This is a genomic window from Aquamicrobium zhengzhouense, from assembly GCF_016124105.1.
GTDB lineage: Bacteria > Pseudomonadota > Alphaproteobacteria > Rhizobiales > Rhizobiaceae > Aerobium > Aerobium zhengzhouense.
The window spans coordinates 512093-538014 of sequence record NZ_JADGMQ010000002.1 but is presented as its reverse complement, the minus strand read 5'-3'; the positions used below and the strand labels follow the sequence as shown (position 1 = coordinate 538014).

Below are 25922 nucleotides of genomic sequence, written 5' to 3'. Positions count from 1 at the left end.
ACTCCACGGTCGGCTCGACCGCCGCTACCGCTCAAAGGCTGAGAATACTATGCCATCTCAGGCCGTGGCACCCCTCCCGCGAAGCGGGTTCGTGCATGGGGGCGCTAAGCGGACGTGCGAAGGCCTGTCCTAGACCATGGCCCTTGGATGCCATGAAATCGATCATCGGCTGAACCTTGAGGAACTGTGTGCACCAGCGTTCTCGCCAGTTCGGAAGCCTCTTCTTGCGGTCAATGAGGGCCTAATGGCTCGCCGCTGCGCGACGCGGTCTCGTAAGTGACTTCCGTAAATCCCGGCGCCGCTTCGCTGCGTTCGAGCCAGTGGATATCAACACCCCAGCGTCTTCCGCATTCGTGAACGAAATCGAGAGTTTCGGATCGCTCCTTGCCCGTATTGGCAAATACGACGTGGGCATCGGAGGGGAGCTTTCCTTCATGCGCCTGGATCAAAAGGTAGAGCATGTAGCCTGAGGTTCTGCCGCCGCTGAACGAAACGAGCGCAGGACGTTCCAATCGGATGCTGGCTGGTTTGGTCGCCGCTCGCCTTCTTCCACCCATCAGCCCCTCCCCCTCCAAGTTTTGAAGAGACCACCACGGCTAAATTAATTAAGTGCTACTGCGGTACGTAGATGAAATGGAAGTCTGACGACAACTCGTAACTTCGCGCCTCTTTTTTCAAATAGATTTGCGATCGCTACTTCAAAAAATATTAGATTGAGCGCAGCTCCCGCGATGGCTCGTCCGTACCTTAAATAGATCATCTTCCGCCACAAATGTACCGTCGCACCGCGGGCGTCATGCGGGTCGAAACAAGTTGGGAAAACTTTTCCCAACTTTCTAACGCCACCGGGAAGCACCGGATTCCTTGCCTCGGCGTGGCTTTGCCTCCGTGTGTGTGGGGGGGCAATCAAGCGATTCAATTGCAAACGCCGTTACATGAAGTAATGGGGAGAACAGGCAATTTGATTGAAAACCCCGTTTGTCAGACGGTCGCCAGAACAACGCACATCTTGTCGCCTAAGCTGACAAGTCAGCGGTCACCATCAAGATCCGCTTTGTCACTTGGCCCGGCAACTTCCAGATGCCGCTTGCGCAGAAAATCCCAGCCCCGGCGGTATTTCTCGACGAGTGCATCGAGAACCTCTTCAGTTGCCCGCGCGTCAAAGCCCTGCTGCGTCAGATCGCCAAGACGAGACCGGTTGAAGCGCTTCGCCTACTGATATCACGTTGGTCCGCTTGCATTTCGCGGCCCCAAGAAACACGTTGTTTTCTGATCTAGGAACCAGAAGTAGCTTCCAGACCAGTTTTTTATGAGATCATAGATTTTCATCTGCCGACAACCGGCCGACGTTCCGGAATCCCGGGAAGGGCAGCTTCAATCGATCCCGCAAGCGCAACGATGGAAAGCTCGTCATGGTTCGCGGCTACAGCCTGCAGACCAATGGGCAGGCCGTCTTTGCTGAACCCAACCGGAATCGATGCTGCTGGTTGGCCGCTCAGATTGAACGGGTAGGTAAAGGTAGCCCAAGAGACAATCGTCTTGTCTTCGTATCCTGGGGGCACATTCAGCCCAACGTCAAAACCGGCCACAGGAAGAGTTGGCGTGAGCAGAATGTCGTAGTCCGAGAATAGACGGCGCATCTTCTCCCGGAACTCATATCGCTGAAAGACCGTCTGATAGTAGGACTTCATATCCTGGTTGATGGCATCCTTGAGGACAACCAGAACGGCAGGGTCGATGATGTCTGGCTTCGTCTCAATGGTTTCGCGTAGGCGCGTACCGACACCTGCGTAGAACTCGGCCATCCAAAGATCAATCGGATCCTCCATAATCTTTTCAACGAGCTCAACTTGGTAGCCGAGGGAGGAAATAAGTTCGACGGCTTTCTCAGTGACCGCGGCGACTTCCGGGTCGACCCGACCGTACCCAAGCGTAGGGCTCCATGCGATCCTCAAACGACGTTTGGAGTTCACTGCAGAGCTATAGTCAGGCTGTGATCCCGCAATAGTGAATGGGTCGCGCCAATCAGTCCCGCCGATGACCGACAGTGCAATTGCGGCATCTTCCACGGAACGCGTCAGTGGGCCGACATGCGCAAGGGTAGGTGTGGCGGAAGTAGGATAGACGGCTACTCGACCGAAGTTCGCCTTGATCCCGAAGAGGTTGCACAGCGATGCAGGAATTCGGATCGAGCCACCGCCATCGGTACCCAAAGCATATGGGACAAGACCAGCAGCGACCATTGCAGCTGCGCCGCAGCTTGATCCCCCTGGCGTCTTAGCTGTGTTCCATGGGTTACGGGTAATACCAGTTTGCGGGCTATCACCAACCGCCTTACAGCCAAACTCGCTCGTGGTGGATTTCCCAAGGATAACGGCACCAGCCAACCGCAATCTCTCAACTGATGGAGCGTCTGCGGGCATCGGTGCGTCAGACGTGGCCAATGAGCCAAACCGCTGGGGCATGCCTTCAACAGCGATCAGGTCTTTAACCGACGTAGGGATTCCATCCAAAGGACCGAGGATCTCGCCCTTCATCAGGCGATCCTCGGAGTCCTTTGCCTGTTTGCGAGCACTGTCAAAATCGACATGCGCAAACATATTCAGCTCAGGTTCTAATTTCTCGTAGCGAGAAATTACATCATCGAGAAGTTCGGTCGGGGAGATCTCCTTTTTCGAAAGGTCTGCCCGTAATTCTCGAATGGTCTTAAACGCAAGTCCGGAAGCCATGTGAAAACCCCTGTAAAAGGGGGACGAGATTTTAGCCTCGTCCCCCTTTGGAATTATTCTTCGATGATCGCTATTGCGCGAACTGGCGAGCCAGAACCGCCTTTGAATTTAATCGGAAGACCGACGAACTGGAATTCCCCTTTTCCGACGACTTCTTCAAGGTTGACGAGCCACTCGTAGTGCGTGATGCCAAGATCACGGCAGAGGCGATGCTGAGCAAAGATATTATCGGTCGGCTTGTCGGTCGACGGACCTTCGACGCCATGCACGCGCGAACCGCGCTCATGGAGCCAACGAGTAGCTTCAACGGTAAGACCAGGATTGCCCCATACAAGCTGCTTCGGGTTGTCGAGGTTGCGCTTATGGAAACCAGTGCAGAGAAGAACGATGTGTCCATCGACCTTTACGCCTGCCTTCTTTTCAGCCTCTTCCATATGCTCGGCCGTGATGTCTTCGAGATCGCTGATATGCTGGAGATCAAAGCAAACGGCCTTGCCCATAAACATATCGAGCGGCATCTCATCAATCGGTGCGCCCTTGGGGTTAACGTGCAGGAAGGCGTCAACGTGAGTGCCAACGTGATCCAGCATGCTGATGAAGTTCGTCTGGAATGTCATGCGATCACCGTCGACACCCAGACCAAACGACTCGGTCGTCTCATGGGTCAGAGCCTTCAGATAGACCGGGCTCTGGAACATCTTGTGCGACGGCATGTTGTCGACGATGGCCATGCTGAGATCGATAATTCGCTGTGCCATAATAAGTCCTTTCACGTTTTGAAGGTTTACATCAGGGATGGAAGCCATGTGGCGACCTGAGGGAAGGTTGCGATGATCGCGACCAAGATGAGAAGGATGAACCAGTATGGTATCGACCCTCGAAAAATCGTTGCTAGCGATACATCTGGCTCACGTATTGCTGCCTTTACGGTGAAGACACACAAACCGAGCGGCGGAGTTACGAGACCTGCTTCGATGGTGATGATGCCGATAATCGCGAATGCGATGGGGTCATAACCAATGACCATGGCCAACGGAGCAAAGATCGGGACTGTCAGCAGGATTATCGAGGTCGCATCAATGAACATCCCAAGGATGAACCAGATGATGATCATGATCATCAAGATCATCAGAGGGGAGTCGCCGACGCCTAGTAGGGTGTCCTGAATGACGTCATTGATGCCGCCCAGTGCGAGAAGCCTAGAGTACATCTGTGCCGTGATCAGAAGGAAAAGCAACGGTGCCGAAATACGTCCGGTATCAAGGACAGCTTCACCAAGGCCCTTCGTTCCAACTCCTTTGACTATCGCCAGGACAACCGCGAAGAGGACACCGACGCCTGCTGCTTCGGTAGGAGTGAATGCACCCAGCCAAATTCCACCGAGCACAACCATAATGAGAGCGCAGACACCGAAGCTGCCGATCATTTCGCTACGGCGTTCTTCAGAGGATTGATCATCAAAAGCTGCTTCCGCTTCTCGGCCGCCGCCGAATTTTGCAGGGCTTAGAGAAGCGTAGATCAGGATAAAGATCGACAACATGACCGTGAGCAAGATCCCAGGGATGATGCCCGCAACGAACAACTTGCCGATCGACTGCTGGGAAATGACGCCCCAAACAATCATAAGGACGCTCGGAGGCAGGAGCATACCGAGAGACGCACTGCCTGCGATACAACCAAGAGCAACGGACTTATCGTAACCGTGTTGCTTCATCTGCGGATAGGCAATTCGAGAGAAGGCCGCCGCAGAAGCAATACTCACTCCTGTCACCGAACCGAAAACCGCATTGCCAGCGACAGTTGCCAAAGCAAGTCGTCCCGGTAGGCGCTTTAGGCCTCGGTTGATCATCGAGTATAGGTCTTTCGCTGCGCCTGATCGGGAGATCAGTTCGCCCATCAAGATGAAAAGCGGAATGACCGCGAAAACGTAATCTCTGAGCGCTTCGTAGGCCGTACTGGCAAGGAGAGACCCTGGCACGTTGAACGAGCCAGTCAGGTAAGCCAGCCCAAAAAAGCTGCACAGACCAAGAGCAATTACCACCGGAACGCTCAGTAGAATGAGCCCTATAAGCGCCGAGATAATTATGAAGGCGAATTCAGGACCGCCCATTGGAATTCTCCATGAGGATTTTCGACGTCACTTGAGGGAGCTTCACCTCAAGAATGACGCGGAAAGGGAGGAAATGATCAATTTAGATCAGTGAGCGGCTGAAACTTCGTCGGTTCTAATTCCGAAAATTCCCGCCTTAATCGCATGTATAAGGTATGCAATAATCGCGAGGATCGAACAGCTTTCAATCACGAGACGTACTGGCCAGACAGGTAGTTGAAACGAAGAATATCCCACAAATTCGCCTGTGGTGATTGACCGAACGAGCGGATGCCAAGACGCCCAAGCGACCAGACCGAATAAAAGCGCTCCTAAAAGTGCATTTATCGTATCGGAGGCCAATTTCCCCTTTTCGCCCATCAAATTCAAAATGAGCTCAGATTTCAGCATGCTGTTCTGTCGAACTGCGTATGTAAGCTGGAGGAATGCGATAATGACAATGCCGTTGGCAACGATTTCCGCGACACCCAGGATTGGGCTGTTCAAGATAAATCGCATCACAACGTCGGCACAAATGAGGATCGACACACCGACTAGCAGTGCCGCAGCCAGGTATTTCAACGCCTGGCTGACGATCGCTAGAAGTCTGTCTAGGACTTCAATTGCGGACATGGATCAGTTCCCCACCGATCTCAGTTGATCACGTAACGGGTGGGCCACTCGTGACCGAGTTCTTCCAGCTTATCCATGTAGAAGTTCATGACCTCTGCACCAGGGTAGCCCTTGGATTTCAAGTCATCTGCCATCCGCTGTGGGAAGTCCTTCAAGGCTTCAGACCAAGCCTTCTTGGCCTCTGGGGAGATGTCTTTCACCTCGACGCCGAGTTCGGCGAGTTTCGCAAGGCCCTCAGCATCGTTCCTGTCACAGGTTTCAGCCGTGACGAGCGCCCACTCCTCACTCACCTCACGCATAATTTCTTTCACGTCGTCAGGGAGACGGTTCCACACGTCCATATTCACTGTGACGTAGTGGATGAACTGCGCGCCGAAGTCCGCTTTCGTGAAATGCGGAGCAACTTCGTTCAGCTTGAACATGTGCCACCAGGATGAAGCGCTGAGATAGCCCTCATACACACCTGACTGGATCGACTGGTAAGCTTCATTCAGGTTCGAAGCGACTGGCGTTGCGCCTTTAATCCACTCGAGATTGGTACCAGCGCCTGCAATTTTATGGCCCTGAAGATCAGAAAACTCAGACCACCCAAACTTCGTGCCGATACCGTAATTTTCGGCGCAGGTACCGCCGAGAACGATCTGGTTATGCTTGTCTTGAAATTCCTGCAGTAGCTCTGGGAATTTCTCGATCGTCGCGTGATATGCCTCGACGGTTTTTACCGCGGACGGCGACGAGAACGGCAAATAAAGCGTGAAATTCTGGAAAACACCCTTGGATGGGTAGAAAATTAGGCTTGTAAAGCCAACGTCGAGAATTCCGGTTTCGGTCGACTCGAGAACCTCGGTCACCTTTGCAACTTGGCCTGCGTGGAATTCCTGAATGTTGATTGTGTGGTCCGTGCGCTCTTCAATTCGCTTTTTGAGCTCCGGAACCCACCATTTATTGGCGGTTTCGGTATAGGCGAGGAGACCGATCGGGTGACCTGAACCAACTCGAAGCGAGATTGTATCAGCGCTCGCAGATCCCATTAAATGTCCAAGAGCAATTGCTGAAACACAGGCAGACAGTGCAATTTTACGCATTTTGACTTCCCCATTTGGTTTGTTTTTCAACCTTTGTTGAGGAACCTTCTCCGGCAAGTGCTGCATTGACAATCGGGAAAATGAGTATAGCACCCATAAACGGGATTTATATCTCGGGAGGGGACGCCGTGGATGTGAGAGACCTGAGAGCGCTAATAGGAATTGCGGAAGCAGGGAGCCTTTCAGCCGCCGCGAAGAAACTTCACCTTACCCAACCTGCACTTAGCTCAACCTTGAGGCGGCTCGAGGCCGAACTTTCCTTGAAGCTTGTCCAGCGCCATTCTCGTGGAGTCTCGCTGACCGAAGAAGGCCGAATGGTCGTTGAGAGGGCCTATGGTGTGGTGAGAGAGATGACTGAAATCTCTGCCGCGGCTCAAAATTTTTCCCAAGAAGCTTCGGGAACCGTGCGAATTGGCCTCCCAACCACAGTTGCAGGTGGCCTCCTTCCCGAGTTGATGCCACAGATCCGAGATCGATACCCGAAAATCAAAGTTTATGCTCTCGAAGCGATGACTGGTGTTCTCAACGAACAAGTACAGATGGGGCATCTCGACCTTGCGGTCATCTACGACAGCGAGCCAATGGCCGGTTTGAGAAGCAAGCCACTGATCAGAGAACGGCTGGACCTGCTGGTACCAACCAATCATCCCCTAGCTTCAAAACAGACCGTGAGATTGTCTGAAATAACTCAGCCTATGGTCTTACCCAGCGTCAAGCATTCCATCAGGCGGTTTATTGAACACTCATTCCAGACTGAGGGACTAACCCCGAATGTGACGGCCGATATCGACTCCCTACCCGGACTAATAAATATGGTTGCCGGAGGATTTATGACGATTCTTCCAACTTTTCGCTGCAGTACTGACATAAAGCATGGACGTATAAAGAATATTGAAATAATCCGCCCGCATCTTGAATGGACTGCCCACCTCGCGTCCCGATATGACTCCAACCGACCACGAGCTAATCTGGCGATTGCTCAGCTCTTAACCGAAACATGCCACCGCATGGTAAAAGAAGGTCGCTGGCCTGGTTCATTGTGCTTGTGAGCGCTACGCCATCAACCAACGTCTAACTGGAGCCACTATGGGAAACCGACAGTCGTGCATGTCGGCCAACCAATGATTTAGAATAGCTCGGCGCTTGAAAGTCTGGAGATCCGGTCCGTCAGTTTTTTGATTTAGTAGGCTTGAGATCGATGGTCCAATGGGCGCAATTTGATACGCCGTTTGACCTTCTCTGCTTCCGACCGGATGGCTTAAAACTGGCCGTTTCGCAACCGGATGCCGCAAGCGCCGTTTTACACATGCAAACCTGCTCTTTTTTGTAACTTGACGTCGCACCCGGATCTGGGCACACAGGTGATGCCCAAATTGTGGCGAGACCACCTCGAAAGACCTAAATTTCTAGCGATCTCAAACAGATAGCTGGAGAACCAATTTATTCTGTCTTGGAATCCAGGTTCCCCAGCCAACCTCTATGCATCTTATGCTGCCTCCCAAGCATCCGAACGTCTGACTACGATCGGGCTCGTATCAGCGAGCGAGTTGATCGGCTCAGCGCAGGTAGCCTTCGGTTAGCGCCGCCCAATAGGCTGCGCCGAGCGGCAGGATGTTTTGATTGAAGAAGTACTCGGGGTGGTGGACCATCTTGCCGGGGCCTGCGCCCAGAAAACAGTAACTGCCCCTCTTCTTCTGCAGCATGAAAGCAAAGTCCTCTGAGGCGAGGAATGACGGGCCCGGATAGATTACCTGGTCGTTGCCGAAAGCCGCCTGTGCAATTTTGGCGGCCCTGTCGGTTTCCTCCGCGTCGTTCACCAAGACGGCACCTGGGACGCCTTCACGGATTTCCGACGTGCAGCCAAACGACTGCGCCTGATGCGCCACGATGCGGCGGATATTCCCGAGAATCATCTCGCGGTCTTCGGGCGTCGTTGATCGGATCGAAAAGCGCAGGATCGCGTTGCCGGCGACGACGTTGCCAGCATTGCCCGCCAGAAACGCGCCGATCGTGACGACCGCGCGGTTCGCCGGTGCGACGTTGCGAGAAACGATGCTCTGAATCGCCATGACGATGGACGATCCGGCAACCACGGGGTCGATAGTGAGTTCGGGGATGCCGCCATGGCCGCCCTTGCCTGCAATCTCGACCTCCCAATTGTCGACCGCGGACATCATCTCGCCGGGATGGAAGTAGAACTTCCCTTCCTCAAGGCCGGGAATGTTGTGCATGCCAAAAACAGCGTCTACCGGGAAACGCGCGAAAAGGCCGTCGGCAATCATCGCCGGGCCGCCCTCCATAGTCTCTTCGCCTGGCTGGAAGATCAGACGGACCGTGCCATTGAAGTTGCGGGTCTCTGCCAGATACTTGGCGGCACCGAGCAGCATCGCCGTATGCCCGTCATGGCCGCAAAGATGGGAAACGCCTTCGGTCGTCGACTTGTATGGAAAATCGTTTACTTCCTGAATGGGCAACGCGTCGAAATCGGCTCGCAGGCCAATCGCCTTGTCGCTGTCACCGACCGAGAGCGAGGCCACGATGCCATTTTTTCCGATGCCTGTGTCGATCTCATAGCCACCGATGCTGCGCAACGTTTGCGCGATGAACTCTGCAGTATTTGTTTCTTGCATCGAAAGTTCGGGATGCCTGTGCATGTGCTCGAACCACTGCCGCATCGCCTCCGTATCAACCTGCATGGCGATGGCGTTCATGTCACTTCTCCCGAAATTTTCGGATCGGTTTGCTTGAGGGCGACCGGCTCGACGCGCTCAACTGATTTGCCTTTTGGCACGGTCAAAACGATGGAGACGACCGCTGCTGCCACCATCACAAGATTAGCCAGAAAAGCGAAAAATGCCGCTTCGCGCGAGGCGAGGTTTTCCTGGTTACCTGCGAAGGTAATCACCCCCTCGATCCACTCGACCCCTTGCGGGTTCCCCGCGATCGCCGTGTAGATCGTGGCCGATATGGCAACGCCGAATGATGCGCCAAGTGAGGAGGCCATCTTGTAGATACCAGCCCCCGCACCTGCCTGATCCTCGGGCAGGTTGGACAATGCCGCGTCAGTGGATGGTGTGGCGTAGAAGGCAAGGCCGATCCCGAACAGCGAGAACGCGATGAGCGCCAGAATGGTATAGGTGCCGAGCATCAAATTGGTCGGCATTAGCAAGGCAACCGACACGCCAACGATATAGCAGCCCCAAAGCATTGGCTTACGCGGGCCATGACGCTGCAGGAGCTTCTCCCCATAGCGGATGAAGGCGAGAATGGTCACGGCATAGCCGATGGTGAGAAGTCCTGCCTTCTGTGCGGTCATCGCCCCGCCCTGCTGCAGCACCAGCATGGCCACCATGATGATGCCAGCGGTAGCGTTCAGCAGCAGGTTCGAAATCGTAGCGCCTGTATAGGTCAGGTTCTTGAACAAGCGGAACTGGACGAATGCATTCGGATTGTTGGTTTCGATGCGATAGAACAAGATGCTGACGATCACCGCGACGGCCAGCAGGCCAAGCGATGCAAGACTGGTCCAGCCCCATGCGCCGCCCTGCGTGGCAAAGATCTGCAAAGCGACCATGGCGATCATGAACGTCACCACGCCAGCCAGATCGAACTTGTAGTCTGCTTTCTGGGGTGCCTTGCTCTCGGGCGTACCACGCACCATGAGCATGCCGACAACCGATACAATGGCGGCGATGATGAATATCCAGCGCCAACCGACATTCTGCGCCATCAATCCGCCGAAGAGCGCGGCAAAGCCGGATCCGCCCCACGAGCCCATCGACCACAGTGAGATCGCGCGCTGGCGCTCCGCACCTTCCCAATAAGCTTTCACCAAGGCGAGAGATGAGGGCATGATGAACGCAGCGGACAGCCCTTGGCAGATACGCCCAAGCATGAGGAACGTGCCGCCAAGGGCACCGGACGGGGCCAAGCCGACCAGAAGGGATCCGACGATCGAGAAGATGAATCCATACTGGAGGATCCTGACGCGACCCAGGCGGTCCGCCAGTCCCCCCATGACCACGATGAAGATGCCGGAGAAAAGCGCGGTGATCGACACCGCGATGTTCATGAAGGACTGTTCAACCTGGAGGTCCGCAGCCATGTCTGGCGCGATATTCAGCGTCGTCTGAGCAAACAGCCAGAAGGCGAGGACCACGAGTATTATGCCGTAGAGCAGGCGGTCATTACCGCGATAGGTCTCGACCGTGGAGCGGTTCATTGTCCATCCTCGATCCGTTTCCAAGGATCGATTAGCATGAAACACTGGATAACGATCATCACGAATAAGGGAGTAGCAAGCGTCGATCGATTGGAAGTCGACGCCGAGCGGCGCTACGTTTAAGCGGCAGAGGCGCTCAAAACGCCTCTGCTCCACCTGCAGCGGAACTGAAGCTGGTCAGCCAGTTACCTGCTTGAGATCTGGCGCGGTAGCGTGGCGGACCACAATAACACTGCCGTCCCGGACATTGTCGTGAAGGTGTATGACGTCCTGGTTGATCAACCGAATACAGCCTGACGAGATAGAACGCCCGATGGACCAGGGCTGATACGTTCCGTGCAAGCGATAGAGCGTGTCGCGGCCATTTTGATGAATGTACAGCCCTCTTGCTCCCATTGGATTGGTCGGCCCCGGATCCATGCCGCCGTTCGCAATTGAGTAGGGCTCGAGCTCTGGCTGTCGGGCCACCATCGAATCCGGGGGTGTCCATCGTGGCCAGATCCTCTTGTACGCCACGATGGCGCGTCCCTGCCAGGAAAAGCCGTCTCGGCCGACGCCTATCCCGTAGCGCATGGCGCGTCCGCCGGGACGCACATGATACAGGTATCTTTCGCCCGTCTCGACGATGAGCGTTCCGGGTTTCTCATCGGTCTCGTAATCGACTTCCCGTCGCCACCATTTCGGAGCCATCTGGGTTACATCAACGGCTCCAACCTCGAACTTCTCGTCCGGAACAGCTTCGTACATGGCAGGGCGCGTCACCGCTGGCGGAGCCGCTAAAACCTTGGCCGGTTGAGGCTTAGGGCTGGCGACACAGCCCCCCAATACAAGAGAGCCAGCGCCCATCAGAAATAAACGTCGATCGAAAGCCGGCGCACGAGAACGCGCACGCTTCATATATGTGTCAGACATCACTGCTCATAGATCATATGCGCGGCATTAAGGGCCGCGACTGAGAAACATCGAAAAGCGGATTTTCTTTCGATCAGTTCTACGACCGCGGAGGACGCTCGAGATTTCCGGGTCGCTTCTCGATCCTGAGCCTGGAGTGAGGCCAGTGAAGCTGCTGGTCGGCGCTGGATGTGAATGATGCATTGCGGTCATTAGGCGCAAGCCAAGCACCGCCAGAACATTTCGATAATGCACTATCGTCGGCCAGCGGGCTCGCGCCGGGTTCGTTCGGACCGACCTGATATTTTGTTTGGTAGCCGCACTTGGGTTCGCCAACTGACGTGACCGCCACCGCCTGAGTGCAGAGCAGCAGCACGCAAAAGAAACTGACTAGCATCGTACGGAACCGGAGCATGCCACGACCTAATCGCGAAACATGGCCACATTTTGCCGACCGTCGATACCGCGGGATTGCAAGGCGGCTTGCCTGCCAAGGAGCCATGCTCTTGAACGCCGAGGGGACGCTCGCAATGAGCTTGGACGATCGGGGCGAAGCAGACATCACGAAGGCTCAGCCCTTGGGTAGCATGACGGATGCCCATCAAATCAGGAAAGGACACCCGCCGATGGGCGGATGTCCTGCTTTATTTATACGATGTCGTGCCCTGTACGCCGAGCTTCACCGAGATCGCGGAAGAACCCACGCACGATCACGAAGAGCACCGCAGCGGATAAGGTCGGCCAAATCAGAATGTAGAAGGCCAGCCAAAAAGTTGTCATGTTGATCCTCCTATTCCGCCGGAGCCGGATGGGCTGCCGGAACGGTTCCATGACCTGCTTTCGTGTCCGTCTCCTGGAAACGCTGGACCCTCTGAGCAATAAGATCGAAATCAAAGTGCTCCTGTCGCATCAGGCTAAGGACGACACAGATGATCGTGCTGGCGCCGTAAGCGACAAGCGAGGCGAGCAATACGGTGTAGTCCCGCAGGAAACCCGAGAAGTAATAGGAACTGATGAGCGCAACGATGACGCCCGCTGCCAGACCCACTGTCCGCCCGAAGAACCCGAAGCACATCAGCCCCGCCACAACGCCTGCACCAACCCCTGCGATCAGTTCGAAACCGAAGCCGAAGAAACCGTTCATCGGAACGAACTCAAAGCGCACGATGGTGAAGAGCACCATGCCGCCCAGAACCGCCCAGGTGAACGCCTGGTTGGTAACGCGCGGCCAGTAGCAGCTGGCAATGACCGGGAAAACGATGGTGCCCCAGAGCGCGCCAACGAAGACCAGCATGACCAGAATATCCAACGCAAGGCTTGCCAGGATCAATCCAACCATGGTTGCGATGATCATTGTCATACGCCCGACAAGAAGCATCTTGCGCGGGTCAGGCTGACCTTTGACGATGTTCTTGGCATAGACGTCGGTCATCATGATTGCCGACAAGGCGGTCAGATCTGCGTCCGCGGTCGAAGACAAGGATGCAACGACGAGGACGAAGAACAAACCGATCATGAACGGCGGCAGATAGGTTGAGGCCATCTGCGGGATGAGGTTGTTAAGGTCCCCACCATCTGGCTGAATGCCAAGCAGCAATGCCATCAGACCGATCATACCAAGACCGATAACGACCGCACCGTAACCCAGAGTCGCGGTCAGGAAGGTCGGCTTGATCAGATCCTGACGCACTGCAAAGAGCCGCTGCGCGATGGTCTGATTGCCAATGGCGTATGCCAGAACGGCGACGAAGAACGGAGCTCCCTGCTCAAGGATAGCAGTCGTCGAGAAGAAGTCCGCCTGCTCCGCAGTCAAGCGCTCAAGGCCTTGAGCCATGACTTCCGGGCCGCCGGCACTGAACATCACCCATGGGATGATCACGACCGCAACCCCCATCAAGGCGATCAATTGGGCCACGTCCGTCAGGATCGATGCGCGGAAGCCCGACCACAGCGTGTAGGCAAGCGTCCCGAACCCGGCAATAACAACGCCGTGGACGAAGGATAGCGGCGAGAGGATCGACACCACCGCGCCCGCTGCGGTGAAGTTCACCATCAGGCTGATGGAGCTGCCAAGAACGTTGGACATGGCGAGGATCAGCTGGCTCGATGAGCCGTGACGCGCGTGCATCAACTCACCGAGTGTATGCGCGTTAGGCGCCAGCTTCCGGAACCGCTGCCCAAAGGGGTAAATGAAAAGGATCATCAGCGCGCCCCAGAACCCGTAGTGAATGGCGCCTGAAAGTCCGTAGGTGTAGGCGGAACTTGCAGCGGCGTAAAAAGAGGCCGCCCAGATCCACGTGGCGGTCATGCTGGCCGCGGAAACGCCGAACCCGACCTCACCGCTCGACACCATGTAGCCGTCAACATTCTCGTTTTTCTGTCGCACCAGAAGGGACATGAGAAACGTGCCGCCATAAAACGCCAGCAGCAAAATCAAAGTAGTTGTAGTGGTAAATTGATAATATGGTTCTGCCATATCCTCGAACCCCTCCCTAAAGGTTTGCTCGTATTAACGAGCGCTGAATCGGCTCCAGGTCCTCCGAAGCTGGCTGCTTCCGATGGGCGGTCTAGGCCCTAGCCAATTCCACCGGAGCCAAAAAGACAGGCCCCGAGGTGAGTTGGAACTCCCCCGGGGCACTCTGTCAGGCGTAATTGCCTTTCACGCGTTCCTTGGTCGGATCGAAATGCGGAGCTCTTACAACCTCCGCAGGAATCCGTTTCTGGAACCCATCAAGCTGTCCCACCTCAACATTGGTGCCGATCTCCGCGTGCGCGGCATCCATCCGGCACAGGGCAATGACCCTGCCCAAGATCGGCGAACGGACAGCCGATGTAATTTCGCCAACCTGCGCGCGCCCGATCCGGACGCAATCTCCCTTGGACGGGACTTCATTGCCCTCCAGGTTCAGGCCGACAAGCTTCCGGGTCGGATGTGCATTGCGCTCCTCCAGCACCGCACGTCCGATAAAATCATCCTCCTTGGATTTGAGCGGCACGGTAAAGCCGATGCCCGCCTCGAAGGGGTTTGTTTGGTCGGTGAACTCGTACCCAGCGAAGATCAGGCCGGCTTCGATGCGCACCATGTCGAGGGCCGCGAGACCAAACGGGATCATCCCGTAAGGCTGTCCAGCTTCCCAAATCGCATCGAAGACCGCCTTCGCATCGTTCGGATGACAGAATACCTCGTAGCCAAGCTCGCCCGTATAGCCGGTGCGCGAAACAATGACCGCAGGCCCGTGGAAGTCGCCGATCCGTCCGACGGTGAAGCGGAATACGCCAAGCTCATCAACCGTTTGACGATCGGGCTTGGTCCAGATGATCTTGCTAAGGATGTCTCGGCTGCGCGGTCCCTGAACAGCAACATTATGAAGCTGATCGGTCGAGGAGCGAACCCAAACGTTCATTCCGCGCTTTTCCGCCTGCTCCTGCATCCACAGGCCGGAAGTCCCGCAACCGCCAACCCAGCGGAAATTGTTCTGGTCGAGACGGAAGACGGTGCCGTCGTCCACCATGCCACCATGGTCGTAGCACATGGCGGTGTAGACGACCTGCCCGACGCTCAACTTCTTCATGTTGCGCGTCACACAAAGCTGCATCAGCGCTTCTGCATCAGGACCGGTGATCTCGTATTTCCGCAGCGGGCTCAGATCCATGATCACTGCCTTTTCACGGCAGGCCCAATATTCGGCGATCGTCCCATGCCCGTTGAACTTATTGGGCAACCAGTAGCCATTGTATTCCACGAAATCGCGGGTGTGCTGTGCAAAGCAATCGTGGAAGGCAGTCTTCTTGGTCGGCTGCACGTCAGCGTCGACAGTCATTCGGAAACCTATGGATCTTGGAAATTCTTCGTGCTCGTCGTAGACGCGCACCTGGATGTCGGTCGGTTCCCAGCCATTGGCCGGGTCGATGTCACACGGGCATGCAGTCGAGATGCAGAGAACATCTGTCAGAGCACGCATCAGCACGTAATCGCCGGGGCGAGACCAGGGATCGTCCATGCTGATCGCATTCGCGTCGTCGAGCATGGTATTGAAAAAGAAGTTGATGGCTGGCCATCCACCTTGGGCGGGCAAGCCGAACCGTGCAAGCTCCCGGTTGATGTTATCCGTGCAGTTCACGTGGCCCGGATAGCCCATGTCCTCGTAATAGCGCGCCGTGCATGCAAGACCGAACGTATCGTGCCGGCCGCATGTATCCTGGACGAGTTCGATCAAGGGCTGCATGTCGACGGAATAATACCGCGCGAAGAGCCCTGGCTTTGGATATAGCTCTCCGCTCAGACTACGCGTCGTGGTCGGATCAATAGCGGCGATACGACCTTGTTCGACTGCGCGCATATCAAGCGCTTGAAAGTCGGAACACTCTCGGCCCTGTACGTCGAGAACCTGAATGTATTGACCTTTTTTGACCTCGTAGACGAAGGCTTCGCCGGGAAGAATATTCTTGTCGATCAGCGGCTTTGCGAGCGGTTCGGGAGCCTGTCGGCGCTGCTTTCCGGACACCGGATTTGCCCGCTTGACGTAGAGTACGATCTCGGTTGGAGCGTTCTGCTCATCGACCGCCATAGCCTCGCCCGGTGCGGCTACGATCAGCAGTCCCGGCCCTTGGGCCGTGAAGCTGGCGCTGTTTCCAGCACGCGAGCCGTCGCCAAAAAGGCGGATACAGCGCGCAATTCCAAGGTCAAAACCGGATTTCGCAAGAGCCTCGCGCACGCGCTTTGCAGACGCTTCCTCCGAACCCAAAATCTTTCGCGTGCCAGACGGCTCATCCGACGCACCAGATCCGAGCCTTGCCGGATCCGACTTTCCTTCGGGATCAAAAAAGACAAGCTCGCAAAGCTGTAGACCGGCGCGGTCTACTACGGTGATGACGTCACCTTCCTCGATGGCTACCGCACGTGTCCCACCACCCGGGACCGGATGGCGTTCGACACCGAGCGGAAGCACAGGCATGCCCGGCACCAAGACCTTGCCGACGGTCGCAGGTCTCTCGAACTGTTGGATAATTCCCATCTGACGTCCTCCCTTCGTCAGCGCTATTGGGTATTGACAGAACAGTTACGTAAAGCTGCATTGTCTGAGGCTGAGGCTAAGGAAATTTAATGCAAGGACGTCGACGCAGACTGCCGCCACTGGATTATCTTGTGGCATTTGAAGCCGCAGCGCGCCTTGGCGGGTTCACGGCGGCAGGCGAACAAATCAACCTGACTCAGGCAGCGATCAGCAGACAGATCAAGCTGCTCGAGGAACATCTGGGCGTGTCGTTGTTCCAGCGAGGGCACCGCTCGGTACAGCTGACACCGGAGGGAAAGAGTTTCCTGCGATACGTTACCGAAGCACTGGACGCAGTGGAAAAAGGCGTTGAGGGACTGCATGATCGAGCCCGCCGAGCCCGCGTGTCGCTGGCCGCGACTCAATCGATCGCCACTCTCTGGTTGATGCCCAGACTTCCCCGTCTGCGGCTCGACCACCCCGATATCGACATCCGCCTGGTGTCGACCGACCTCGATCGCGAAGCACTGACGAGTGAGCACGATCTGATAATCCTGCGTGGCGAAGGGACATGGGAGAAGTTCTCGTCAGAGCGACTTCTGGACGAGGAGATTTTCCCGGTCTGCGCTCCGGACTACGCTGAGCAGATGGGTCTCCATCGCCTGGAAGCGCTTCTAGATTGCACATTAATTAATGTAGCCAGCCACCACACGGAGTGGACGGATTGGGCGCGCTGGCTGGCCGCCAGCAATCTTCGTGAAACGTCCGGTGCTGCGAGCTTGACCTTCAACACCTATGCATTGGCGGTTCAGGCCGCGATTGACAGTCTGGGCGTGGCGCTTGGCTGGCGCTATCTCGTGGACGGGCATTTGGCACAGGGAACGCTGGTTAGACCGCTACCCAACAGCATCCGCACGAGGTCGGGCTATTTCCTGCTCCAGCCACAAAACCGCCCCCTCAGCGACGCCACTGAAGCGGTTCGTAACTGGCTGTTTGAGGAGGCAGGGACCTCACCGGTTCCTGAATTGAGCACCCTGCCAGAGCCAGCTCCTGCTCAACCTGGACCCGAAAATTCCTCGAGCAATTAAGCTGCTCGCGGGAAGCGGAATTGAGCGGCTACCGCGGAGCACAGCTCCGCGGTTAGCGATTATATATTACGGTTGCTTGCGGCAGCCTCAGGCGAGCTGTTCACGCACCAGGTCACAAAGCCCCTTGATGCCCTGATCAATAAGGTCGTCCGGCAGGAGTGAGTAGCTCAGACGCAAATGGTTGTTGCCCGAGCCATCCGGATAGAAGGCACCACCAGGTACGAATGCAAAGTTGCGTTCGACGGCGATCTCGAGCATGCGTGCCGCATCGAGTTGCGCCGGCAAGGTGACCCACACGAAGAGGCCGCCAGAGGGCGTCGACCAGCTCATCCCCTCAGGTGCATATGCATCGAGCGCCCGCAGCATTGCTTCCCGCCGCGACTTGTAGACCACTAGCGCCTTCTCCACGGTCTCGTTGAAGTGCTTGCTGGCGACCCGGTATGTTACATCCTGGTTGATGGTCGAGGTATGTAGGTCAGAAGCCTGCTTGATTAGCGTCAGCTTCTGGATCAGCGCTGTCGGTCCGCAGATCCAGCCGACACGCAGTCCCGGCGCGAGCGTCTTTGAGAACGTGCCACAGAAGAGTGTTCGTGACTCATCGATCGACCCGGCCTCCGCAATGTCGAGCGCCGCGATCAGCGGCACGCGCTCGCCTTCGAAACGAAGTTCCGTGTAGGCCGCATCTTCAACGATCACTGAGTCGGTCCGCCTCGCAAGCTCCAGCGCCGCCTTGCGATCCTCGAGCGAGAGCGTCACACCGGTCGGGTTCGCGAAGTCGGGCACGAGATACAGCACCCGCGCGGAAGTCACGTTGGTCTCCGCAACACCATTCTGAAAACGAACCGGGTAATATTCTGGCTCGTAAGCAGAGAAGGACTGCAGAGCACCTAGGTAGGTTGGAGCCAAGGTGATGACCTCGCTGCCGGGATCAATCAGCAGCTTGCCGATGAGGTCTAGAGCCTGCTGTGAACCGTGCGTGATCAGAATGTGGCTCTCGTCGCATGCGACGCCGCGCTCGCGCATATAGTCGGCAATCCAGCGACGAAGTTGCGGATGCCCCTCGGTCGTCGAATATTGCAGAGACCTGCCATCGTCGCTTAGCGCTTCGGCATAGGCTTCACGATACGCGGCCTGATTGAAGAGTGCAGGATCCGGGATGCCACCGGCAAACGAAATCATGCCAGGCCGGTCGAGCAACTTGAGCAGTTCGCGGATTTCGGACGCCCGCATCCGCGAGGCACGACGAGAAATATTTAGTTCTTCCAATTTTTCAGTCATTTGAATGTCCAGATCGGATCGAAGAAATAGCCGCTGTGGCTACGTCCCGGTGAATGAATTCTCGTGTGCCCTACGCTCTTGGCATGCATGCCGCGATCTATGCAGGAAAGGAAGTTCGGCATTCTGCACTTCCAACCGCGCATCTCGCCAGGATAGGTCAGTACTGCTGTCCAAGATATCCGCTTGCGCAGCCGTAGCAAGCGAGAATCTGCGGCATCGCGATTAAATCTCCTCCACCGTCGAACGCCAGTAATTCCGGCTTGTCGTCCGCAGGTTCGTCGAGATGGAACTATCGTCGCTTAGTGATGTTGGACGGAAGGGTGGCGGGCGTCAAAGAGAGGATTTCACCTCATGTTTTTGCGTGTCGACAAGCTCCAGATCGAGCTTCCCCCACCCATGCGACAGGATCCGAATGCTGCTTCTGCCCTCCAGGAACTTCTCGGGGGAAAATACGGGGAGATGTCCACCCTCGGAAACTACCTTTTCCAAAGCTTCAACTTCCGGTCAAAAAGCAAGTTGAAACCATTTTACAGCCTGGTGGCCGCCATTACGGCCGAGGAACTGGGTCACGTGGAACTGGTGAGCAACGGCGTAGCGATGCTTGCAAACGGCCCTGACGAGCCAGACCGCGATGTTGCCGGTCCCGACGATATCTCCGATGCGCCTTACGAGACGATGAAAGATGCGCGACTTGCGGCGGCTTTCTTCTCCCATGGCGGCGGGGCCGTGCCAGTAGATTCCAACGGTTTGAGCTGGAACAAGGATTTCGTCACCACAACCGGCAACGTCATCTTTGACCTCCTTCATAATTTCCATCTGGAATGCGGCGCGCGCCTTCACAAGCTGAGAGTCTATGAGTCCCTCACTGATCCGACAGGCCGGGAAGTCTGCGGCTATCTTCTGGTTCGGGGCTCAGTCCATGCACATGCATATGCTCTCGCCTTGAAGAAAATCACCGGCGTCGAGATTGAAAAGATGCTGCCCACGCCGAACATTCCGCTCGGCAACATTCCAGAGTGTCAGAAGTACCTTGCAGAGGGCTCGCACCGATGTCTTTACACGTTCAGCCCCGAGGACTACCGGGAGATCGCCGGTGTGTGGGGTAACGGCGAGATGGCCCTCCCCGATGATCCACCGGGCGAGCTGGAAGTCGTTGAAGGAATGCCCGACGGCGGCAAGATCCATGAATTGGTGGGAGAGCCTTGCGCCTTCACCCCTGACTATGCCCCCGAAGAAATGTTCGAGATCGCTGAGAAACTGTACAAGAAATCTCGCTAGGCACTCGATCCTTACCCATCCGCTCTAGTGCCAGACTGCGCTTCGCGGCCAACATCATTCAAGGTCAGCGGAGCGCCAGTGTACTTTTGGCATTACGCACTTCTTCCAGCGCATGACGGATACAGCGTTTTGCTTCATCCAACTCCTCGTCACTGAGGCGTGCAGCAATAGCCTGCGCGGTAAGCAGAAGGCTTTCGACGTCTTCGAGGCGGGACAGATTGTCAGCGTGGAAATGGGCCATGTGCAACTCCGTCAATCCGAACGCGGGCTGCGCTGATGGGTTCCTAGGTTTCCATACCTCTTTTGCTTCACATTCGTGACCGGGCGGCAAGGCCACCCGGTCTGATATCTTCGCTGACCTAAAGCGTGATCGCCGAAAGACTTTCCGGGTCGAGCTTGAGATCTATCAGGAGTGGCCCCTGACGCGATGCGACCGCATCAACCGCCGCATCAAGGTCCTCCTCGCTACGTACTGTGACCCCGTGCCCGCCCAGAGCAGTCGCAACCGGTGCCAGGTCCGGCCAGTTCAGCAGCGAGAGCGAAGGATCCATGTCCTTGCGTCTGAACTGAATGTACTCCGCGCCATATCCGTCGTCGTTACAGACGATGACGATCAGGTCCAGCTTTTCGCGAACGGCTGTAGCGAACTCCACCAGCCCGCCGATCATGAATCCACCATCTCCTGCGATGAGCACGGTCGGGCGTCCCTTGGCTGCAACTGCAGCGCCGATCGCCTCGCCCATGCCAAGGCCGATGCAAGCAGAATTCACCGTATGGACATATGATCTTGGATCTGGCGCGTGGATCGTCTTCCAGCCCTCCACCATGAACCGGCCGCCATCCTGCACCACAACCCGATCTTCGGGAATTGCTTCCGCGAGGCGCAGAAGTGCTGCGCGGATATCGACAGTCCCTGGTGCTAGATCGCGCGTCAGGTAGGGACGGATCTTGTCTGCCGCGATCCTCTCGCGCAGATCATCGCTGCAAAAAGCTGATGCCGGAATCTCAGCCATATCGAGGAGTTCGATAAAACGTTCCGCTGTAAGCGCGGGATCTCCGACCACGCCGGCATCAACCGTGCGACTGCGACCAACCTCGCTGCGCTCCAGGTTGATCTGAATGACGCGCTTGCCTTCAAGATAGGCGCCGTGACCGGCCGTGTATTTGTTGAGGCCAGACCCAAAAGCGATGATGCAATCCGCCTGGCCAATGGTTTCAGCGGCAACATCAGTGGAGAGCGTGCCGAACACCCCAAGATTAAAGGGATGTCCGCTAAACAGCCCCCTCGCCTTCAAGGTGGTGGCAAGCGGCGCGCCAATGCGTTCGGCCAAACGAATGAGAGCTTCTTTGGAGCGCTTATCACCCGCACCACGTCCGGCCAGTATGATCGGCGCGCGCGAAGAAGCGATGATGCCCACTGCGTTGTCGAGATCTTCGCTCTCAGGCACGACGCCGCGATGTTCTGAAAGCCTCACAGTTGGACGGCTGTAAGCCACCTCCTGCCACTGGAAGTCCGAAGGCATGTTGAAGACAATCGGCCTTCTTTCAAGTTCCGCTCTGCGGAAGGCTGTAGACAGATCCTCGGCGAAGGTTTCCGGGGCACGCAGCTGCTCAAAGCCAGCACCGGTAGCATGCACGTGCTCGCGCTGCGGCACGTTCTGGAAGTTGTCTTTATCGATGATGGCAGTGTCGCCTGCGATAAGCACCATTGGCGTGGTGCCTTTCACGCCTTCGACCAGAGCGGTTATGGTATTCGTCAGGCCTGGCCCGTGCGTGACAGTGGCCACTCCCACTTTGCCGGTAACCTGCGCATAGCCTAGCGCCATCAAGACCGCGCTGTTTTCATGTGTGGCTGACACATATCTTCCGCCTTGTTCGCGGACGAAAGCGTCTGCGAAGAAGAGGTTCGCGTCTCCGATCAGACCGAACATCGTGTCTACGCCAAGATCTCCAAGCGCTCGAGCCAATGCGGCGAACACCGTCATTTTCTCGTTCTGGCCTACCTGCATTTGTCCCCTCCGCATGCAATTTCTTGCGCTCGCATTGAGCGCAACAACCGCTTATCCGAGCCCCTGCCAATCGGCAAACGAGTTATCCTTGTCTGGATCTGCACCCCTCGACAGACATCCGCTCCGTTTAATTGCAGTGACTGACTATACGCGTTGGATAACCACGCGATGGAAAGCGCATGAAAGCGATCCGCATCTGTTCGCTCTCATCACGGCGGCCATCTCCTGTCCGACGGCTGAGGCAGGCACATGCAATACTTATCCACCACCCTCGCACCCGTTCTAGGCTTGTCTCAATCAACAGGAACAGCGGACCATGGAAGAAACAAGAAATCTCTCCCTCCCCTTCATCATGCCGTCGCAAGCACAAAAGCATGTGACACATAATGAGGCGCTCGTATTGCTGGACGCGATGGTCCAGCTCTCGGTCAAGTCTCGCCAGTTCGAGACCCCTCCGGAAGCAACAGGCGACGGGGACCGGTATCTGGTCGCGGCGGGCGCAACAGGCGACTGGTCTGGGTGGGATCATTCCATCACCCTTAGCCTCGATGGCGGGTGGCGTCGGTTCACTCCCACAACCGGGTGGCTGGCATGGATTGCCGACGAAGACGTCCTGTCAGTGTTCGACGGCTTCCAGTGGACGGAAGTGGAACACACATTTCGGGAACTCCGTAACCTGAAGGCGCTGGGGATCGGCACGTCGCCGGACGCTGAGAACCCATTCGCGGCGAAGCTGAACAAGGCGCTTTGGTCCGCACTGGCCGCATCCGAAGGGGGCGACGGGGACCTGCGCTACACCATGAACAAGGAGAGCGCGGGTAACGTACTCTCACTGCTGATGCAGTCCAACTGGGCCGGCAGGGCAGAACTTGGCCTGGTGGGGGATAATGATCTTACCTGCAGCGTTTCCGCCGATGGGGATACGTGGGTCGAAGCGTTGCGCGTATCGAATGATAGCGGGCGCGTTAGCTTTCCGAGCACACCGGCACTCAATGCGCTGAGCCCAATGTCTGGAGCGCCCGGAAACTTCGTCCTGTTCAATGAAGCGGACGAAGCAATTATGCGACCTGTCGTCGGCGAGGTGGCTCAGATCGGCGGGGTCCCAACCGGATCGATTATTGAGCGGATATCCAACGGCAATGGCGCCTGCATCAGGTTCGCCGACGGAACCCAAATTTGCCACCACCGCGCGGCCGCACATATATCAATCGACACCGCATTTGGCGGTGGCTATCGCTCGGACCCGCAGAACTGGACCTTCCCTGCAGCGTTTGCTGCTGGAAGCACCGATGAAATAGCGATGCAGGCAAGCGCAGGAGCAGTCTCACATTCCGTGCAGGCCGCCGCGACCAGTGAGTCCGCTGGCGTCTGGTACCATATGCAGCCGGGATCGGCTCCGGTTGCCGAACGTCCGGCTACCCTGCTTGCTTTTGGAAGATGGTTCTAGACTTGAGCCAGGTTCTCGGATGGCGCGGTCGTTTGCTGCCGCGGACCGTCGTTATATTCCGGAACAATGTGCCAAAGCAGCTCGAGGGCGCCCGTCGCGTCCTCGTGTTCGCTACAAACGCTGATCTCGGTCAGTGTCCGATCGAGCAACTCCCGATCAATGACGCGCGGCGAAGCGATGACGTAGCCTTCTTCCGTGCGCTCATCCGGAAGTTCGGAGGCATCGAATAGCTCTTCGTAGAGTTTTTCACCCGGGCGCAGTCCCGTGTAGACGATATCGATATCGACCCGCGGCCTGAAGCCTGCGAGGCGGATCATCCGTTCGGCGAGGTCGGCAATCCGGACTGGATTCCCCATGTCCAGAACCATGATCTTCCCGCGACCGTTACCCGTTACCATGGCGTGCGCCGACGCGTGGAGAACAAGGCGCACCGCCTCGGGGATCGTCATGAAGAACCTGACGATTTCAGGATGCGTCACCGTTACCGGGCCGCCCGCTGCAATCTGCTCGCGAAAACGCGGGACAACAGAACCGTTGGAGCCGAGCACATTGCCGAAACGCACGGTGCGAAAGCGGGTCGTGGTCGATTGAATATCCAGCGCCTGACAATAAGCCTCCGCCGCACGCTTGGTGGCACCCATGATGCTGGTCGGGTTCACGACCTTGTCAGTCGAGATCATCACGAATGTCTCGACGCCTTGTGCCAGCGCAGCATCTGCCACATTGCGGGTACCGAGCACATTTGTCTTGATGGCTTCGAGCGGGTTCTCCTCCATCATCGGCACATGCTTCAATGCCGCTGCGTGGAAGATCACATCGGGCTTGAGGTCCCGGATCAACTGGATAACGCGCGGCTGATCCCGGACGTCGAGAATTCGCGCAACGAGCTTTTCGCCCACGCATTTGTGCTTGAGTTCGGACTCAAGTGTATAGAGCATGAACTCTGAGCTGTCGGTCACCGCCAGCATGCTGGGTCCGATCGCAGCTATCTGCCGGCTAAGCTCAGATCCGATGGAACCGCCTGCTCCGGTCACCATGACCACACGGTCTCTGATGAGTTCAGCGACCTGCTCGAGATCCGCTTTGACTTCAGGCCGCTCCAGAAGATCCTCAATCTCGATCGGCTTGGGATCGAGGAGGAAGTTACTGGTAACCTCAGACACGGCCATCACGTCGGGCAGAAGCGAAACCTTCAGACCATTGTCGTTCGCGATCTCCAGGATTTGCGACAAACGCTGACGCGACGGATTTTCCTCCGTCACAACCAGTTCCCGGACCTCAACGCCGGGCCGATTGATCCGCGCGAGCACATCAGGAAGGTTGTCGAGCTTTCCCAAAACCGGAACGCCGCGCATCGTACGTCCGAAAGCGCGTTCGGTGTCGTCCAGGATACCGGGCACCGCGAAGTTTCCGCCCAGCTTGGCAGCTCTCAAGAAGTTCTCGGCCTTGTCCGTATAACCGCAGAGGATGACAATCCGCTGGCTTGCTGATCTCGGGGACAAGATGCCCGGAAGCTGAAACGACCCCTCAACCAGCAGGCGATAAATCAGCCGCGAACTGCAGAACAGTGCGACAATATAGATGAAGGTGAGAATCGGGACGGACCGTGGCAGGTGCTCGCCGCGTGTGAGGAGGAACGATCCGACTGTGAAGATCACGACCGCCAGCAGAGCAGCCTTGGCAATCGTGATCAGGTCCGGGATCGATACATAGCGCCATGAACCACGATAGGGCTTGAAGATCATGAAGGCCGCGAACGCCGCGATGGCGAAGCCTAGCATCTTCTCGGTCTGCGCCGGCACGTACAGGATGCGCGGATAGCCATAGGCCGTGAGGAACGCGGCGTAGATCGAGAACACCGCCACACCGAGATCGAACGCCAGACTGGCCACATCACGGAAGATGGGACGTGATCTAAATGCTCTTAAGAACGGCTTCACGGCCAGTTGTCTTCCTGTCCCTCAAGTGGATTCGATTTATCCGCCGTCAGATACCTGTCGACGATCAGGCCCCGATTGTACTGCGGCAGCAAATAAATTTCACAATTCATGCACCTAAGCAGCGGAGCGCGGTCTGCGCTCCCAAGATCGGGCCGCAAAGGCGCACGTTCAAGCCAACGAGCTTGGCAAAAACATGGCTTAGCCATGCCTTAGCCCGCTCGCTATGTAAACCAGAAACT

General features: G+C 56.6%; 20 protein-coding genes. 4 read left to right on the top strand and 16 right to left on the bottom strand.

The window, feature by feature from the left end:
• Nucleotides 1–230: 230 nt before the first annotated feature.
• The 6 genes from IOD40_RS05980 to IOD40_RS05955 all read right to left on the bottom strand — a co-directional run bounded on the left by IOD40_RS05980 (nt 231) and on the right by IOD40_RS05955 (nt 6602).
• Complete coding sequence (locus IOD40_RS05980; protein WP_198475283.1) at nt 231–557, bottom strand: phosphoadenosine phosphosulfate reductase domain-containing protein; 327 nt, start codon at nt 555–557, stop codon at nt 231–233.
• Nucleotides 558–1325: 768 nt separating this feature from the next.
• Nucleotides 1326–2729, bottom strand: a complete 1404-nt coding sequence (locus tag IOD40_RS05975) for an amidase family protein (protein ID WP_198475281.1) — start codon at nt 2727–2729, stop codon at nt 1326–1328.
• Between the two features lie 53 nt (nt 2730–2782).
• On the bottom strand, nt 2783–3487 hold the full coding sequence (locus IOD40_RS05970) for a cyclase family protein (protein WP_198475279.1): 705 nt from the start codon (nt 3485–3487) through the stop codon (nt 2783–2785).
• A 26-nt stretch (nt 3488–3513) separates the two neighbouring features.
• Entirely contained in the window at nt 3514–4839 is a 1326-nt protein-coding gene (locus tag IOD40_RS05965) for a TRAP transporter large permease (protein WP_198475277.1), read from the bottom strand.
• A gap of 87 nt (nt 4840–4926) precedes the next feature.
• The gene (locus IOD40_RS05960) at nt 4927–5451 is read right to left on the bottom strand and encodes a TRAP transporter small permease subunit (RefSeq protein WP_198475275.1); all 525 of its coding nucleotides are present in this window, start codon (nt 5449–5451) and stop codon (nt 4927–4929) included.
• A 20-nt stretch (nt 5452–5471) separates the two neighbouring features.
• Nucleotides 5472–6602, bottom strand: a complete 1131-nt coding sequence (locus tag IOD40_RS05955; RefSeq protein ID WP_198475273.1) for a C4-dicarboxylate TRAP transporter substrate-binding protein — start codon at nt 6600–6602, stop codon at nt 5472–5474.
• Nucleotides 6603–6616: 14 nt separating this feature from the next.
• Here IOD40_RS05955 and IOD40_RS05950 point away from each other — a divergent pair, with 14 nt between their 5' ends.
• Nucleotides 6617–7585 (top strand): LysR family transcriptional regulator, encoded by a 969-nt coding sequence (locus IOD40_RS05950; protein WP_198475271.1) that lies wholly within the window; start codon nt 6617–6619, stop codon nt 7583–7585.
• A gap of 507 nt (nt 7586–8092) precedes the next feature.
• Here the strand turns inward: IOD40_RS05950 and IOD40_RS05945 are convergent.
• The 6 genes from IOD40_RS05945 to IOD40_RS05925 form a co-directional block, all read right to left on the bottom strand.
• Nucleotides 8093–9247, bottom strand: a complete 1155-nt coding sequence (locus IOD40_RS05945) for a M20 aminoacylase family protein (protein WP_198475269.1) — start codon at nt 9245–9247, stop codon at nt 8093–8095.
• Nucleotides 9244–10758 (bottom strand): MFS transporter, encoded by a 1515-nt coding sequence (locus IOD40_RS05940; protein WP_198475267.1) that lies wholly within the window; start codon nt 10756–10758, stop codon nt 9244–9246. The genes IOD40_RS05945 and IOD40_RS05940 overlap by 4 nt, the downstream gene beginning before the upstream one ends.
• Before the next feature lie 177 nt (nt 10759–10935).
• Nucleotides 10936–11670, bottom strand: a complete 735-nt coding sequence (locus tag IOD40_RS05935) for a L,D-transpeptidase (RefSeq protein ID WP_233713853.1) — start codon at nt 11668–11670, stop codon at nt 10936–10938.
• A gap of 627 nt (nt 11671–12297) precedes the next feature.
• The gene (locus IOD40_RS19850; protein WP_210336802.1) at nt 12298–12429 is read right to left on the bottom strand and encodes a putative transporter small subunit; all 132 of its coding nucleotides are present in this window, start codon (nt 12427–12429) and stop codon (nt 12298–12300) included.
• A gap of 10 nt (nt 12430–12439) precedes the next feature.
• Nucleotides 12440–14125, bottom strand: coding sequence for a sodium:solute symporter family protein (locus tag IOD40_RS05930; protein WP_198475265.1), 1686 nt, complete (start codon nt 14123–14125; stop codon nt 12440–12442).
• Nucleotides 14126–14291: 166 nt separating this feature from the next.
• Nucleotides 14292–16664 (bottom strand): DUF1989 domain-containing protein, encoded by a 2373-nt coding sequence (locus IOD40_RS05925; protein WP_198475263.1) that lies wholly within the window; start codon nt 16662–16664, stop codon nt 14292–14294.
• Nucleotides 16665–16753: 89 nt separating this feature from the next.
• Here IOD40_RS05925 and IOD40_RS05920 point away from each other — a divergent pair, with 89 nt between their 5' ends.
• Complete coding sequence (locus tag IOD40_RS05920) at nt 16754–17731, top strand: LysR substrate-binding domain-containing protein (RefSeq protein WP_198475261.1); 978 nt, start codon at nt 16754–16756, stop codon at nt 17729–17731.
• Nucleotides 17732–17818: 87 nt separating this feature from the next.
• Here IOD40_RS05920 and IOD40_RS05915 read toward each other — a convergent pair whose 3' ends face one another.
• Nucleotides 17819–19009 carry an aminotransferase-like domain-containing protein gene (locus IOD40_RS05915; protein ID WP_198475259.1) on the bottom strand — a complete coding sequence of 397 codons (1191 nt, stop codon included), beginning with the start codon at nt 19007–19009 and terminating at the stop codon, nt 17819–17821.
• 351 nt (nt 19010–19360) lie between these two features.
• Between IOD40_RS05915 and IOD40_RS05910 the strand changes: the two genes are divergently transcribed.
• Nucleotides 19361–20287 (top strand): manganese catalase family protein, encoded by a 927-nt coding sequence (locus IOD40_RS05910; protein WP_198475257.1) that lies wholly within the window; start codon nt 19361–19363, stop codon nt 20285–20287.
• Between the two features lie 64 nt (nt 20288–20351).
• Here the strand turns inward: IOD40_RS05910 and IOD40_RS05905 are convergent, their stop codons facing one another.
• Together IOD40_RS05905 and IOD40_RS05900 are read right to left on the bottom strand one after the other, a co-directional pair.
• Nucleotides 20352–20528 (bottom strand): hypothetical protein, encoded by a 177-nt coding sequence (locus IOD40_RS05905; protein WP_198475255.1) that lies wholly within the window; start codon nt 20526–20528, stop codon nt 20352–20354.
• A 118-nt stretch (nt 20529–20646) separates the two neighbouring features.
• Nucleotides 20647–22296 carry a thiamine pyrophosphate-binding protein gene (locus tag IOD40_RS05900; protein ID WP_233713852.1) on the bottom strand — a complete coding sequence of 550 codons (1650 nt, stop codon included), beginning with the start codon at nt 22294–22296 and terminating at the stop codon, nt 20647–20649.
• 316 nt (nt 22297–22612) lie between these two features.
• Here IOD40_RS05900 and IOD40_RS05895 point away from each other — a divergent pair, with 316 nt between their 5' ends.
• Complete coding sequence (locus tag IOD40_RS05895; RefSeq protein ID WP_198475253.1) at nt 22613–23743, top strand: DUF2793 domain-containing protein; 1131 nt, start codon at nt 22613–22615, stop codon at nt 23741–23743.
• Here the strand turns inward: IOD40_RS05895 and IOD40_RS05890 are convergent.
• The gene (locus IOD40_RS05890; protein ID WP_325099673.1) at nt 23740–25635 is read right to left on the bottom strand and encodes a polysaccharide biosynthesis protein; all 1896 of its coding nucleotides are present in this window, start codon (nt 25633–25635) and stop codon (nt 23740–23742) included. The genes IOD40_RS05895 and IOD40_RS05890 overlap by 4 nt on opposite strands.
• Nucleotides 25636–25922 lie beyond the last annotated feature (287 nt).

What these genes read in the sequence shown, in the direction of transcription:
- IOD40_RS05960 (WP_198475275.1), bottom strand. Translation starts at nt 5,451, where the DNA reads ATGTCCGCAATTGAAGTCCTAGACAGACTTCTAGCGATCGTCAGCCAG.
- IOD40_RS05920 (WP_198475261.1), top strand. Translation starts at nt 16,754, where the DNA reads ATGCAAGGACGTCGACGCAGACTGCCGCCACTGGATTATCTTGTGGCA.
- IOD40_RS05945 (WP_198475269.1), bottom strand. Translation starts at nt 9,247, where the DNA reads ATGAACGCCATCGCCATGCAGGTTGATACGGAGGCGATGCGGCAGTGG.
- IOD40_RS05955 (WP_198475273.1), bottom strand. Translation starts at nt 6,602, where the DNA reads ATGCAGCACTTGCCGGAGAAGGTTCCTCAACAAAGGTTGAAAAACAAA.
- IOD40_RS05910 (WP_198475257.1), top strand. Translation starts at nt 19,361, where the DNA reads ATGTTTTTGCGTGTCGACAAGCTCCAGATCGAGCTTCCCCCACCCATG.
- IOD40_RS05940 (WP_198475267.1), bottom strand. Translation starts at nt 10,758, where the DNA reads ATGAACCGCTCCACGGTCGAGACCTATCGCGGTAATGACCGCCTGCTC.
- IOD40_RS05975 (WP_198475281.1), bottom strand. Translation starts at nt 2,729, where the DNA reads ATGGCTTCCGGACTTGCGTTTAAGACCATTCGAGAATTACGGGCAGAC.
- IOD40_RS05950 (WP_198475271.1), top strand. Translation starts at nt 6,617, where the DNA reads ATGAGTATAGCACCCATAAACGGGATTTATATCTCGGGAGGGGACGCC.
- IOD40_RS05965 (WP_198475277.1), bottom strand. Translation starts at nt 4,839, where the DNA reads ATGGGCGGTCCTGAATTCGCCTTCATAATTATCTCGGCGCTTATAGGG.
- IOD40_RS05900 (WP_233713852.1), bottom strand. Translation starts at nt 22,296, where the DNA reads ATGCAGGTAGGCCAGAACGAGAAAATGACGGTGTTCGCCGCATTGGCT.
- IOD40_RS05930 (WP_198475265.1), bottom strand. Translation starts at nt 14,125, where the DNA reads ATGGCAGAACCATATTATCAATTTACCACTACAACTACTTTGATTTTG.
- IOD40_RS05935 (WP_233713853.1), bottom strand. Translation starts at nt 11,670, where the DNA reads ATGTCTGACACATATATGAAGCGTGCGCGTTCTCGTGCGCCGGCTTTC.
- IOD40_RS05980 (WP_198475283.1), bottom strand. Translation starts at nt 557, where the DNA reads ATGGGTGGAAGAAGGCGAGCGGCGACCAAACCAGCCAGCATCCGATTG.
- IOD40_RS05925 (WP_198475263.1), bottom strand. Translation starts at nt 16,664, where the DNA reads ATGGGAATTATCCAACAGTTCGAGAGACCTGCGACCGTCGGCAAGGTC.
- IOD40_RS05915 (WP_198475259.1), bottom strand. Translation starts at nt 19,009, where the DNA reads ATGACTGAAAAATTGGAAGAACTAAATATTTCTCGTCGTGCCTCGCGG.
- IOD40_RS05970 (WP_198475279.1), bottom strand. Translation starts at nt 3,487, where the DNA reads ATGGCACAGCGAATTATCGATCTCAGCATGGCCATCGTCGACAACATG.
- IOD40_RS19850 (WP_210336802.1), bottom strand. Translation starts at nt 12,429, where the DNA reads ATGACAACTTTTTGGCTGGCCTTCTACATTCTGATTTGGCCGACCTTA.
- IOD40_RS05905 (WP_198475255.1), bottom strand. Translation starts at nt 20,528, where the DNA reads ATGGCCCATTTCCACGCTGACAATCTGTCCCGCCTCGAAGACGTCGAA.
- IOD40_RS05895 (WP_198475253.1), top strand. Translation starts at nt 22,613, where the DNA reads ATGGAAGAAACAAGAAATCTCTCCCTCCCCTTCATCATGCCGTCGCAA.